Source organism: Cardiobacteriaceae bacterium TAE3-ERU3 (assembly GCA_019218315.1).
In the GTDB taxonomy this organism is placed as follows: Bacteria; Pseudomonadota; Gammaproteobacteria; order Cardiobacteriales; family Cardiobacteriaceae; genus JAHUUI01.
In genome coordinates, this window is record JAHUUI010000003.1 from 120,622 (window position 1) to 133,628 (window position 13,007).

Annotated in this window: 16 protein-coding genes; 12 read left to right on the plus strand and 4 right to left on the minus strand. The window is 47.1% G+C overall.

All coding sequences use genetic code 11. The features are described 5' to 3' along the window. Positions 1-18 precede the first annotated feature (18 nt). From aroQ to KRX19_06810, 7 genes are all read left to right on the plus strand, one after another. A complete protein-coding gene (aroQ, locus tag KRX19_06780; GenBank protein ID MBV7434731.1) occupies positions 19-468 on the plus strand; it encodes a type II 3-dehydroquinate dehydratase in 450 nt (149 codons plus the stop codon). Positions 469-482: 14 nt separating this feature from the next. After that, complete coding sequence (gene accB / locus KRX19_06785) at positions 483-944, plus strand: acetyl-CoA carboxylase biotin carboxyl carrier protein (protein ID MBV7434732.1); 462 nt, start codon at positions 483-485, stop codon at positions 942-944. A gap of 9 nt (positions 945-953) precedes the next feature. Further along, on the plus strand, positions 954-2,297 hold the full coding sequence (accC, locus tag KRX19_06790) for an acetyl-CoA carboxylase biotin carboxylase subunit (protein MBV7434733.1): 1,344 nt from the start codon (positions 954-956) through the stop codon (positions 2,295-2,297). Further along, positions 2,294-3,196, plus strand: a complete 903-nt coding sequence (gene prmA, locus KRX19_06795; protein MBV7434734.1) for a 50S ribosomal protein L11 methyltransferase — start codon at positions 2,294-2,296, stop codon at positions 3,194-3,196. The genes accC and prmA overlap by 4 nt, the downstream gene beginning before the upstream one ends. 9 nt (positions 3,197-3,205) lie before the next feature. After that, the gene (dusB, locus tag KRX19_06800; GenBank protein ID MBV7434735.1) at positions 3,206-4,183 is read left to right on the plus strand and encodes a tRNA dihydrouridine synthase DusB; all 978 of its coding nucleotides are present in this window, start codon (positions 3,206-3,208) and stop codon (positions 4,181-4,183) included. Further along, positions 4,180-4,419: a Fis family transcriptional regulator gene (locus tag KRX19_06805; protein MBV7434736.1), complete on the plus strand. Its 240-nt coding sequence runs from the start codon at positions 4,180-4,182 to the stop codon at positions 4,417-4,419. Before dusB ends, KRX19_06805 begins: the two co-directional genes overlap by 4 nt. Before the next feature lie 392 nt (positions 4,420-4,811). Further along, positions 4,812-5,264: a DUF192 domain-containing protein gene (locus KRX19_06810; protein ID MBV7434737.1), complete on the plus strand. Its 453-nt coding sequence runs from the start codon at positions 4,812-4,814 to the stop codon at positions 5,262-5,264. Between the two features lie 48 nt (positions 5,265-5,312). On the opposite strand, the gene KRX19_06815 is transcribed toward KRX19_06810, so the two are convergent. Together KRX19_06815 and xerD are read right to left on the minus strand one after the other, a co-directional pair. Further along, positions 5,313-6,053 (minus strand): DsbC family protein, encoded by a 741-nt coding sequence (locus KRX19_06815; protein ID MBV7434738.1) that lies wholly within the window; start codon positions 6,051-6,053, stop codon positions 5,313-5,315. 98 nt (positions 6,054-6,151) lie between these two features. Then, positions 6,152-7,051 carry a site-specific tyrosine recombinase XerD gene (gene xerD / locus KRX19_06820; GenBank protein ID MBV7434739.1) on the minus strand — a complete coding sequence of 300 codons (900 nt, stop codon included), beginning with the start codon at positions 7,049-7,051 and terminating at the stop codon, positions 6,152-6,154. A gap of 38 nt (positions 7,052-7,089) precedes the next feature. On the opposite strand from xerD, the gene KRX19_06825 reads away from it, so the two are divergent. Genes KRX19_06825 through mutM form a run of 3 tightly spaced genes read left to right on the plus strand, consistent with a single transcriptional unit; the run spans position 7,090 to position 9,711 of the window. Beyond that, the gene (locus KRX19_06825) at positions 7,090-8,442 is read left to right on the plus strand and encodes a GldG family protein (protein MBV7434740.1); all 1,353 of its coding nucleotides are present in this window, start codon (positions 7,090-7,092) and stop codon (positions 8,440-8,442) included. Then, on the plus strand, positions 8,427-8,891 hold the full coding sequence (locus KRX19_06830) for a hypothetical protein (protein MBV7434741.1): 465 nt from the start codon (positions 8,427-8,429) through the stop codon (positions 8,889-8,891). The genes KRX19_06825 and KRX19_06830 overlap by 16 nt, the downstream gene beginning before the upstream one ends. Further along, positions 8,884-9,711, plus strand: coding sequence for a bifunctional DNA-formamidopyrimidine glycosylase/DNA-(apurinic or apyrimidinic site) lyase (gene mutM, locus KRX19_06835; protein ID MBV7434742.1), 828 nt, complete (start codon positions 8,884-8,886; stop codon positions 9,709-9,711). The genes KRX19_06830 and mutM overlap by 8 nt, the downstream gene beginning before the upstream one ends. A 7-nt stretch (positions 9,712-9,718) precedes the next feature. On the opposite strand, the gene KRX19_06840 is transcribed toward mutM, so the two are convergent. Together KRX19_06840 and tsaE are read right to left on the minus strand one after the other, a co-directional pair. After that, entirely contained in the window at positions 9,719-11,038 is a 1,320-nt protein-coding gene (locus tag KRX19_06840) for an N-acetylmuramoyl-L-alanine amidase (GenBank protein MBV7434743.1), read from the minus strand. Further along, the gene (gene tsaE, locus KRX19_06845; GenBank protein MBV7434744.1) at positions 11,031-11,507 is read right to left on the minus strand and encodes a tRNA (adenosine(37)-N6)-threonylcarbamoyltransferase complex ATPase subunit type 1 TsaE; all 477 of its coding nucleotides are present in this window, start codon (positions 11,505-11,507) and stop codon (positions 11,031-11,033) included. The genes KRX19_06840 and tsaE overlap by 8 nt, the downstream gene beginning before the upstream one ends. Positions 11,508-11,614: 107 nt before the next feature. Between tsaE and KRX19_06850 the strand changes: the two genes are divergently transcribed. Further along, a complete protein-coding gene (locus KRX19_06850) occupies positions 11,615-11,971 on the plus strand; it encodes a roadblock/LC7 domain-containing protein (GenBank protein MBV7434745.1) in 357 nt (118 codons plus the stop codon). A gap of 62 nt (positions 11,972-12,033) precedes the next feature. Next, positions 12,034-12,990, plus strand: a complete 957-nt coding sequence (locus KRX19_06855; GenBank protein ID MBV7434746.1) for a hypothetical protein — start codon at positions 12,034-12,036, stop codon at positions 12,988-12,990. Positions 12,991-13,007: the final 17 nt, after the last annotated feature.

The window sequence follows — 13,007 nt, forward strand, 5'->3', positions numbered from 1 at the left end:
ACAATAACTGATAGCTTTATGCCACAAATTTTTGTCATCAACGGTCCGAACCTTAATTTACTCGGTACCCGCGAGCCTGACCAGTACGGTCACGACACCATTGAAGACCTCGAAAACCGTCTTGTCGAACTTGCCGGGGCCTTTGATCATGAACTCGAATTTATCCAGCACAACCACGAAGGCGCACTGATCGACCTGATCCATGCCGCCGGTGCGCACAAAGTCGACTTCATCATCATTAATCCTGCTGCTTTTACCCATACCAGCATTGCCTTACGTGATGCACTGGCAGCAGTTAAAATCCCGTTTATCGAAGTACACATTTCAAACATCCACGCCCGTGAACCCTTCCGACAGCAATCCTACTTCAGTGATCTGGCTGAAGGAGTTATTTGTGGATTGGGTACTCATGGTTATGAACTGGCGGTGATCGCCGCACACCAATACCTGAACAAACACAACACCTGAGAAAGTGAGGACGCATGGACATTCGCAAAATAAAAAAACTGATTGACCTGCTTGAAGGCACCGACGTCACCGAAATTGAAATCAATGAAGGTGAAGAAACTGTACGCATCAGCCGCCAGCAAAATGCACCGGCAGCCGCACCACAATATTTCAGCGTGCCGCAGCAACAGCAGTACGCACCCCAACCAGCGCAAGAAGCACCTGCTGCGCCCAGTGAACCAGCTGCTGCCAAACCACTCAGTGGTAAAATCATTCGCTCACCGATGGTCGGCACATTTTACGCTGCTGCATCACCTGATGCGGACGATTTCGTATCAGTTGGCCAACAAATCAGCGCTGGCGACACTGTATGTATCATCGAAGCAATGAAAATGTTTAACCGTATCGAAGCTGATTTTGGCGGGCAAGTCGTCGAAATTTTGGTCGAGAACGGACAGCCAGTCGAATACGACGAGCCACTCTTCGTCCTACAATAAGGAGGACGTATGTTTAACAAAGTCCTGATCGCCAACCGCGGCGAAATCGCCCTACGCATCTTGCGCGCATGCAATGAAATGGGGATTGAAACCGTTGCTGTACACTCAAAAGCAGACGCCGACCTCAAGCACGTCTTATTTGCGGATGAATCAGTCTGCATAGGCCCTGCGCCATCGAGCGAAAGCTACCTCAATATGCCGGCGATTATTGCCGCAGCCGAAGTCACCAATGCTGATGCCATCCACCCCGGCTACGGCTTTTTGTCTGAAAATGCCGACTTTGCCGAGCGCGTTGAGCAGTCCGGGTTTACCTTTATCGGCCCACGTGCTGAAACCATCCGCATGATGGGCGATAAGGTAGAAGCGATCAAAGCGATGAAAGCAGCTGGTATTCCTTGCGTTCCTGGCTCAGACGGCCCACTAAACAATGACCCTGAGACCATCAAAGCGACTGCTGAACGTATCGGTTATCCGGTTATCGTCAAAGCAGCTGGCGGTGGTGGCGGGCGCGGTATGCGCGTTGTACGCAGTGCCGAAGAAGTCGTTGATGCTGTACGCCTGACCAAGACCGAAGCACGCCAAGCATTTGGTAATGACATGGTATACATGGAAAAATTCCTTGAAACACCACGCCATATCGAAATTCAAGTACTTTCCGACAAACACGGCAATGCCATCCACCTCGGTGAACGCGATTGCTCACTACAGCGCCGCCACCAGAAGGTTATCGAAGAAGCACCAGCACCCGGCATCACCGAGCAGCAGCGCGCTGAGATCGGCGATATCTGCGTACAGGCATGTAAGCGTATTGGTTACCACGGCGCAGGTACATTTGAATTCCTTTACGAAAAAGGCGAATTTTTCTTTATCGAAATGAACACCCGTGTGCAAGTCGAGCATCCTGTTACTGAAATGATTACCGGGGTCGATATTGTTCGCGAGCAGATCCGTATCGCAGCTGGCTTGCCACTGTCATACACACAAGAAGACATCGTTATTCGCGGCCATGCTATTGAGTGCCGCATCAACGCCGAAGATCCGGAAAAATTCATCCCTTCACCGGGCAAAGTTACTGAATTCCACGCTCCAGGCGGCCTCGGTGTGCGCGTTGAATCCCACCTATACGATGGCTACAAAGTTCCGCCACACTACGACTCAATGATCGGCAAGCTCATTACTTGGGGCGAAGACCGCAACACAGCGATTGCTCGGGGTCGCATGGCACTGTCGGAAATGGTCGTTGAAGGCATCAAAACCAACATTCCATTGCACAAAGACTTACTGGAAGATCCTGTCGTCTGTGAAGGTGGTATGGATATTCACTACCTCGAACACAAACTTGGTCTGTCATGAGCGAACACACACAGCAAACCGACTGGCTGCAAGTAACGCTCAAAGCCGATAACGAAGAAGCCATCGAACGCATCGAAGCCGCTCTTGAAGCGGCTGGTGCAATTGCCGTCACCTATCAAGCCGGCGATGAAAGTGAAATTTATGAGCCACCAATTGGCAGCATGCCACTTTGGGCGGACACAGCCGTCACAGGCCTATTCGCACGTGATTGCGACCCTGAGTACGTCATGAGCACTTTGCGCCAGCAACTAGGTGATGAGATTGCGCTCAACGACCACATCCTCGCTGATAGTGAATGGACGCGAGCTTGGCTTGATCACTTCAAGCCTATCCAGTTCAGCGAGCGCTTTTGGGTTGCTGCCAGTGAGCACGTCATCGACGACCAAGACGCAATCGTACTGCGCCTTGATCCCGGTCTCGCTTTTGGCACTGGCACCCACCCTTCTACAGCAATGTGTATCGACTATCTCGCGCACTGTGAATTAAGCGGTAAAACCGTTTACGACTACGGCTGCGGTTCAGGTATTCTCGGCATTACCGCTGCCTTGCTCGGCGCTGAGCATGTGTGGCAAACGGATATTGATCCGCAAGCGATGACTGCGAGCCGCGACAATGCTACAAAAAACCACGTCAGCGAACAGATCACTTGCTGCGATAATCCTGATGATGCACCGGTTGTTGACCTATTGATCGCTAATATCTTGCTCAAACCACTGTGTGCCTTGCAGCCACAATTTGCACAGCATACTAATACAGATTCAACCTTGATCTTTGCTGGCGTGCTAGCTGAACAAGCCGATATTTTAATCGAACACTATCAAGCTACCCACAATGTGCGCGTCATTAATCAACGCGAAGGCTGGGTGTTGCTCGAAGCACAGCCACACCGCAACGACTAAGGCAATACCATGATCACGCTTGGCCGATTTCATTATCCTGATCCCGTCATCGTCCTAGCACCGATGGCTGGCGTCAGTGATCGCCCATTCCGTGAACTTTGCCAGTACTACGGCGCAGATTTCACTGTAGCGGAAATGATCAGCGCCAAGCCTGACTTAATGGATACTGAATTATCGCGTACCCGACTACAGTTTGGGGACGATGATCGTTACCCAAAAATCATTCAGCTGGTTGGTGGTGATGCTGCATTGATGGCTGAAGCTGCACGCATGATGCAAGCGCGTGGTGCCGACATTCTCGACATCAACATGGGTTGCCCATCAAAAAAAGTGGGCAAATACAGTGCTGGTTCTGCATTGATGGCCGACCCACAACGCGTAGCAGAGATCCTTACTGCGACGGTGCGCGCGGTAGATATTCCTGTGATGCTCAAGACACGCCTAGGCACTGACGACGGCAACCGCAACATCAGCGACATTGCCCATATTGCAGAAGACAGCGGTATTAGCTTACTTACCGTACACGGCCGTACTCGGGCGCAGCGCTTTAAAGGCGAAGCCAGTTACGAGGACATCGCGGAAGTCAAAGCCACACGCAACCTGCCAGTTATCGTCAATGGTGACATCACCAGCGCCACACAAGCTAAAGACCTTATTGACCGCTACGGATTCGATGGCGTCATGATTGGGCGTGGCGCACAGGGAAATCCGTGGTTATTCGCCGAATGCCAACACGCTATTAATCGTCGTCCAATGCCAGCCAATATAGATACCATATCGGACATCTATCGCCACATCGACGGCCTGCACGATCTCTATGGTGAGCACGGCACTTTAATCGCGCGCAAACACCTGCACTGGTACGCGCACGCATTACCCAATTACCGTGACTTGCGCGATGCCATCAATCAAGCACGCAATCGCTCACAACAGCTTTCCCTAATTCAATCCATGACCACAGCCAATATGGCAAGGATGGCATCATGAGCCAACTCATCATCAAACAGGCCATGGATCAAAGTATTGCTGAATATCTCGATCATCTAGATGGCGAAGCTGCTCCCAAGCTCTACAATCTGATGATGGGAGAAGCAGAAGCGGCCTTGATTGCCAATGCTCTGACACGCTGCAACGGCAATCAAACCCATACAGCCAATATGCTCGGTATTTCACGCAACACACTGAAGAAGAAAATGCAGCTGCACGGGCTCGACGAGAGCTGAAATTTGTTGACGTATTCAGCTTAATTAACACGCACTGAATCTAGAGTTTGCCTCTTTCCATATTCTTACAAATCGTCTCTTGCTGGAATAGTTCGCTGGTTTCGAGGCTTCCATGCCCGTTTGAATCGCCTCCATGTATTTGAAGTACAACGCTCTGAATATTGGATACTTAAGGTATACCGTGCAATTGCCGCCCGAATCTCTTGAGTACTACGGTGCTTTTTTTATATATTTCTTCCAAGCCATTTTCGCATATAGACGATAGAATAGGCTGTTCTCATGACTCATACAATCATGATATTTATAGTCAGCACTGGTAAAGGCTGGGCGGTAGCTTTACAAAGTGGCATTTAAAGTATCTATTTACCGCCAGAAAATATAGGCAAAACAACATGACAATACACTTTAAAAAACTGTTGCTTACCTGCTTTTTCGGCGCAATCTTATCTTGCCACGCCAACTCTCCTACGCCACAAACAAAGCTACCAACCATGTGGATTAGCGATGGTGATCGCATCTTGCATGTCCGTATCGCAGCTGATGAACACAGCCGAGCACGTGGGCTAATGTTCAAGCCATATCTACTGCCCAACGAAGGGATGCTGTTTGTGTTTAACCAGCCACGCCCTGTCGCTTTCTGGATGAAAAATACCCTCATTCCCCTCGATATACGTTTCTACGACAGCGCAGGCAATCCTATAGCCTATTATCCTTACGCTACGCCATGTATCACGGCACAATGCTCCACTTATCCGGCACAGGGAGCCGTCCGCTACGTTCTCGAACAACGCCCATCCTCTCTGATACCAAAGTCGATAAAATCGCTTCAAATAATACATCCATAAAAAAGCCCTACAATTAATGTAGGGCTTTGAAGGTCAAGTTCAATAAGATTATTTATTGGACTTATTAAGCTCATCATGTTCGAGAAGGATTTCAGCCAAATTATCTGGCTTAACAAAGCCCGGAATCAACGTGCCATCTTCCAAAATGATCGCCGGAGTACCGTTCACCCCAATACTGATACCCATATTGTATTGATCGCGGACGGGGGCAGCACAGTTTTCAGACTGAACCGTATCACCATTTTTAGCATCAGTCATGGCGCTATTACGGTCATCTGAACACCAAACTGCGACTGCTTTATCGTAGCTTTCAGAGCCGACACCAGCCCGCGGGAACGAAAGGTATCGAATTTCGATGCCATTTTCATTGTATCCATCAATATTCTCATGCAGCATTCTGCAATAGCCACAGTCGATATCAGTAAATACATACACTGCATGCTTTGTGTCGCCACCTGTTGCAGGGAAGATGATCATGTCTTCTTTATCTACACTGTGAAGCAAATCCGCACGGGCTTTTGCGCGGTTATTTTCAGTCAAATTTTCCCTAGTCTGCAAATCAATTAGCTCACCACGGATTAAATAGCGGCCATCGTTACTCAAATAAAAGACTTCCGAGCCAACATTGAATTCATGCAGTCCTTCTACTGGCGATGGGTCAATATGGTCAATCCGATTGCCTTCCATTGCTTGAGTCAGTAGCGTCAAATCCGGTTCAGCCATAGCTGGTAATACAGTCATGAGCGAAACAGTCAACGCAGCACCCACTCGCCGCTTCATATGCAACATAATTCTTCCTGATTCAGTGGTTAAAAATGCACATCATACTCAGGGAAAATAATTCTGCAATGACAAAAGCGCCATTGTTACATCAATTTAGGTTATCTTCAGGCTCGCGGGTGGTGGGCATTGTGTATTGCAGCCAGTCTGGCTTCAGCAATATGGGTATAAATCTGCGTGGTTGATAAATCTGCATGACCCAGTAACATTTGAACAATTCGCAAATCAGTTCCGTGATTGAGCAGGTGCGTTGCAAACGCATGGCGTAGAGTATGCGGTGAAATCGACTGTTCAATACCAGCGAGTTTTGCATAAAATTTAATCCGATACCAAAAGGCCTGCCGCGTCATTGCACCACCTCGAGCCGTCACAAACAATGCATCTGCAGCCTTGCCATCGAGTAGCCTCAGGCGTGCTTGCTGACAGTAGTTCGTCACAGCTTCTGCTGCGATATCACCCATAGGCACAATACGCTCTTTGCTACCTTTTCCCCATACCCGTACGAACCCTTCCGCGACTGATACTGCTGATACTGGCAAACCAACCAACTCACTGACACGCAGACCACAGGCATAAAGTAGCTCAATCATCGCATAATCACGGATGCCAATATCATCTTCAAGATCCGGCGCAGCGAGTAATGATTCAACTTGCTCTTCGTCCAGTACTTCTGGTGAATAACGTGGGGCGCGCGCCTTACCCAGTTGCAGTACAGGATTATCTTCCCGATCCCCTCTATTTAGCACAAACTGATAAAAGCGTTTGAGGCTGGTTCTCAACCTCGCCAACGTTGAAGGTGCGCGACCAGCATCCAGTAAACTGGCAAATAAGTGCTGAATATCTTCAACTGTAGCTGATGACAATAGCTGAGGATGAATTTCTTTTGCTGCTTGGTATAAGTCACTGCGATAAGCAGCAAGCGTCGCATCACTCAAGCCATCCTGCATCCATGCGTGACTTAAAAAATCCTCAATTAATGGAAAATCTGCAATCTCATGTTCCGCCATTCATCCTGCCTCATAAAATTTGCGCCAAGACGCAGCCGATGACGCTACATCCATTTTCCCTTACAATAGCGTTTTTTGCTCGCGACATGAATAACCGCCGATTGTACCATTTACTGCTCTTTATTCTGATCGGCATCTCAGTGCTTCTCGCTGGGTGGTTATCTTTTGTCCATCCGTATAATATCGACTTACGGGACCAGCCTACTTGGCAAATCTCAACAGCACAAGCTGATACATTAAAGACTCTGCCTGATATAACCATAGAAGTATTTGCGACCCGTAACCCACACTTGCGTCGCAGTATTAATGAATTACTTGCCCCGCTGAAATTACACTTACCAACATTACAGGTCATTTTCTACAATCCCGAAACTGAACCGGTATTGGTGCGTAAACGCGGCATTAGTCGAGAAGGACAACTTTACATTCGCGATGATCATGACCGAGGGCAGCTCGTGGCCACGCCAAGCCCAGCTAATATCCTTCAAGCGATTCTCGCCTTACAACCTGAACAAACACGACAAGTTATCCACTTACAAGGTGCAGGCGAGCGTGGCTTTCTCAGTGACGATGCTGGTTCATGGCGTGAGAGTTACCGTCATATGAGGCAAGCTGGCATTACAATTGCCGCTGCTGATCAAGCTTCTATCGCCACTATTCCGACCAATACCAATGTACTGGTCATTGCTGACCCTCAGCCGAATAGCCTGAATAACTCACCATTAATCACGGACTATATCCAGCAAGGAGGCAATCTACTTTACACAACAGATCAGCCACACCCCTATTTACCCAAATGGCTGGCAGAATTAAGTGGACTAACCATTATGCCAGGGTATATAAGCGATCCCGATGGACAACAGTACGGCATCGAAGATCCACAAATGCTATTGATCACCACTCTGGGAGACTCTGAAATCGTCAGTACACTTGGCAATTCACCACTACTCGCACAAGCTGCCGCAATCATGCCTCATGGTGATCCCGCCCCCGGATGGCAACGCCAGCCACTACTCTATACCTCAGAGCAAACTATCGTCCAAAATAACGGCCATAGCGTAAAAGGTACCGTGGTCACTGGCTGGTTACTGGAGCGAACTCATGCTAATCACGTTCAGCGCATCATTATTCTTGGCGACAGTGATTTATTCAGCCAACACTATCGGCAAGTTGCCGGTAATGCAGCATTAACAGACAACATCATTAATGCGCTCTTACCGGATAATAGCGTCCTCGCTGCGGCCAAACCTACCCCCCTCACCGACCAATACATCCAATTGAGCAAGACGTATTTATACGCCCTTGCAGCATTGCTACTATTGGCTTTACCGCTTGGATGGGTACTCTATTACCAATACTATCAGCGGAAACAGCGATGCCGTTATCAATAAAGTGGATTATATTGTGGGGAGTGTTACTCTCAAGTATGGTGATTTATCTCAGTTTTCCATCGGCCTCTCAGCCAAACCCGATCCCTGCAAGTATCACGCAAATTAGCACGACAACGACCAAACTTAATCTGATACTAAATAGCGCAAATCAATGGCAAAGCCCGAATGGCGAGATCAGTGCAGAACAACAAAAACTCATTCATCGCTGGGTAAACGATTTACAAACTGGTTGCAGCAAAAATGCCTACCCCGAACAAAGCATCAAGCCCCATCACCAACAAGATGACTTCTCTTTCCACATCAATGGCAAAGCGTATCGTTTCGGCACATTCAACACTTATGCAGAACAACACTATCTTTACCACAATGGCCAAGCATACCTTTGCCAACCTACCTTACGCCCCCGTCTGGAAAATGCACACCAACTATGGATAACGACTAATGCCTGAATTACCTGAAGTAGAAACTACCCGTCTTGGTTTGACGCCACTAATCGCTGACAAAACCATCACAGATATAAATATCCGACAGGCATCTCTTCGCCGCCCTGTAGACCAGAATGCATTACAGCAGTGCAAAGGCTTATCTTTCACGAAGCTAGAACGCCGCGCCAAATACCTTATGTTACATACATCTGATGCTAAACGAAGCTTGCTCATTCATTTAGGGATGTCCGGCAGCCTACGTGTTAATAACAAAAATGAAACCATCAAAAAACACGATCACATTCTGCTGGAACTGGATAAGGAATATTCATTGCGCTTTCACGACCCTCGCCGCTTCGGTCAATTTGAAGTTATTGATCCTACACAATGGCCAGATTACTTACTGCGCTTAGGCCCTGAGCCACTCGAAGAGAGTTTTAACGGCGATTATCTTTTTGCACGCTCAAGAAAGCGAAAAATTGCTGTTAAAGCATTTATCATGGATCAGCTCATCGTGGTCGGCGTTGGCAATATCTACGCCACAGAAGCACTATTCCATAGTGCCGTTCACCCAGCATCAGTCGCCGGAAAAGTGCCGCGTAAGGCCTATCAATTGTTGGCTGATGAAATAAAAAAGGTGCTTGTAGAAGCAATCAGACAAGGGGGCACAACCTTGCGTGATTTTCTGCACAGTGATGGCCGTGGTGGCTATTTCCAACAAACTCTATCAGTCTACGGAAAAGTAGGCGAAGCATGCCCCAAATGCAACCAAAAACTCGAATCAGCTGTCATTGGCGGACGCAGCAGCGTCTATTGTAGCCACTGCCAGCGCCTCTATCGCTAAGCTGACATCATTTCACACCAAGCAACATATGCTGTGGTAAATGCTCCTCAAAATATCTTTCAATGCCATTGGCAATCCCCTGGGCTAATTTCAGTTGATAAGCAGGAGAAGCCAATAAGCGAGCTTCATCTGGATTGGAAATAAATGCCGTCTCAACCAGCATTGAAGGTATTTCGGGCGAGCGTAAGACGACGAAGTTCGCCCGTTCAACATTGGCTTTATGCACATTCCCGATTCTTGCCAATTCTTTCAGCGTTTGCCGAGCCAATACGTCGCTAGACTCCAAAGTAGCCTCCTGCTGGATATTGAGCAGTGCTTGCTGGATCTCGTTATCGTATTTACTCACATCCACCCCCCACTTCAAGTCGACCGCATTTTCTTTATTTGCAAGATACTTGGCCAGCTGTGATGAGGCACCACGCGTAGAGAGAATGTATACAGATGAACCTTTAGGCGCTGAACTCTCTACTGCATCAGCATGGATAGAAACAAACAAATCTGCACCATGACGACGGGCAATTTCCATTCTCTGGCGCAGAGGAATAAAGATATCACTATCTCGGGTCATAACAGCGCGAAATCCGCGCTTCGCATCAATCTGCTGCTTAAGCTTCAAACCAATTTGCAAAACAGCATCTTTTTCACGTAGCCCTGTCGCTTTACTGTATGCACCCGGATCTTTGCCGCCATGTCCCGGGTCAATTGCGACAATAATATCGCGCTTTGATACTACAGCTTGTGGTGCAGGCATCGTCTTTTGTACCTTTACCTTCCCTGTAGGGCTGACCGCGCGCTCCACGGTTAGAAGATTGGTTTTATCTTCTGGCTTAGCTACAGGGCGAATATGCGATGCACTTGGCAAGGGCTCACCAGCAAAAATAACGTATGGAGATTGTGATGCGCCCGGCAAAGATTCAAGTGTCAATGCTGGGGCAATATTTTGGTCATATACATCGATAACAATACGGTTACCGCGTCCTCCCCCTGGCTTGACAGGGTAGATATTGGCCTTGGCTGGATAATTAAGATCAACGACTACACGTACCTTATTACTGTCCTTATAGCCAGTACGCACTGTACTCACAGCACCTTGATTCACTTTTAGCCCAGCACGCCCAGAGCGCTTACTGTTAGGAAAATCCAACACAATACGCGGAGGATCAGCCAAGCTAAACTGCTCAAACTGGGTCGCTGCACTTATATCGAGAACCACCTGAACCTTGTCTGGTAATCTATTACTACGCACATTTTCCAATGTCACGGCAAAAGCGCTGTTAAAAACGGCAAACAGCGACATAAGAAGAAACAGCAGTACGGTTCTAGTCATTCGGGCGATCCTGATTATTGGCGACTCTCGTGTTAGTTTGCCACAACAGCTTCCGACGATCACCCTCTAAGGACAAATTACAACACATAGTGGGCTCAGGAATATAGCCCTCCCCACGATCAGGCCATTCGATAAGTATTAATCTGGCGTGCTCGCACCATTCACGAGCATCCAGATAAAGCAATTCTTCTGGATCTGAAATACGGTATAGATCAGCATGAATATATCGCCCATTCGGACTTTCGTATTCGTTAAGAATATTATACGTCGGGCTCGGAATCGCTCCACTAACCCCCAAGTACCGTAGCCAATGCTGGGCAAGGGTCGTTTTACCGCAGCCAAGATCGCCAGTTAAATAAACTACAGTACTGGCTTCAACACCTAATGCAGCTGTTAAGTCAACAACGACTTTTTCAAGCTGATTTAGCTGAGTAATATCAAATTCTTTTTTATAAGAGAAATTAACCACAGTTATAACTCACCATACCTAATTAAAATAAATCGGTTAGACAGTCCACCGCCTTCAATGATACATTATAGAGGCCTTTTTACTGGCTATTTTTAAGGAGAAAAATAATGGCAAAATTGGACTTAAGCAGTTTAGAAGATATTGATGGTTTCAAAGCCGCTGCACTGGTTGATTCAGATAGTGGATTAGCACTTGCAACTGTTGGTGGTGGTATCGACTTAGAGCTGGCCGCAGCAGGTAACACAGAAGTATTAAATGCTAAACGTCGTGTAGCAAAAAATCTTGGCCTCAATGATGGCATAGAGGATATTCTCATTTCTCTCTCAACTGGTTACCACTTACTACGCCCATTAGAACGGAACGATCAATTGTTCCTGTATCTTGTACTTGATCGTCAACGCTCAAATTTGGCGATGGCACGTCATCAGCTTCGATCTTTCGAAAAAGAACTTGATTTTTCTTAATCAGAAAGCATTGAGCCGTAGTTTTGTAAGCAAAACTACGGCCCTCATGTTCAGGAAAAATTATGATGCATACAAAAAATATCTGCTTGCTCGGCTTTTCTAAGCAGGCGGAACTGCTCATCAAAAATCAGTTGGAGCAGAAATGCCATGAATTCGATCTTATTTGGGTATCAGCTAATGCCAAAGCACTTGATGGGATTATTATCAATGCACTATTTCTTGATACACCACAAATAGAAAAATATGTGGCTACAGTAAACGCACCTTGTGTATCTATTTACACACAACCATCAGGTCGAGACATTGCTCAAAAACACCATATGCTTACTCTGCCACTCGAAGATAAACTTAACTTCAGCAATGACTGGCTAAATAAATTACTAAGCCTAAACCAAACAGCACTAGACACTGCTCACTCCGATACAGCGAGCCTTTCAAAGGAATACAGCACGCTCATTGAAAGCATCAAAAACAGAGATGCAGTGTACATACAAACATCATGTGATGAAAAAATCGCTTATTTATCTCCAGCTGAACAAAGTGCCTATATCAACTTTGCACGTAGTGATATCCCTGGTATTGAGAATTGGCGATGGAAAAAGATCGAACAAATTCCTCATCCCGAAGCAATGCGAAGAATCAATATTGATCAGTGGCTATTTGAAACACTATGGCAATCTCAAACAGAGACTTTCAGCATCGACCCAGCCATGTTCTATAAATTAATTCGTTGGCCACAGCCTTTTTCACAGCATCGTCGTAGCGAAGCGCTCCGTCTAGCGGCACAGATTAAATTTCATCCTGTCAAAATTGAAGATTTAGTCGAAAAGACTAGATTCGCACCAGAACTGATTGAGCAATTTCTATATGCAACCAATCAGGCTGGGCAGATTGAAGTTATTGAGCCAACTGAAGAAACGGTGCTCGAAAATAAACGCATTGATACACTTAAAAGTGATCCAGACCGAGAAACAAAGAAAAGTTTCATCGGAAGGCTTCGCTCCAAGCTCGGACTCTAACCTAATGGGTAATCATT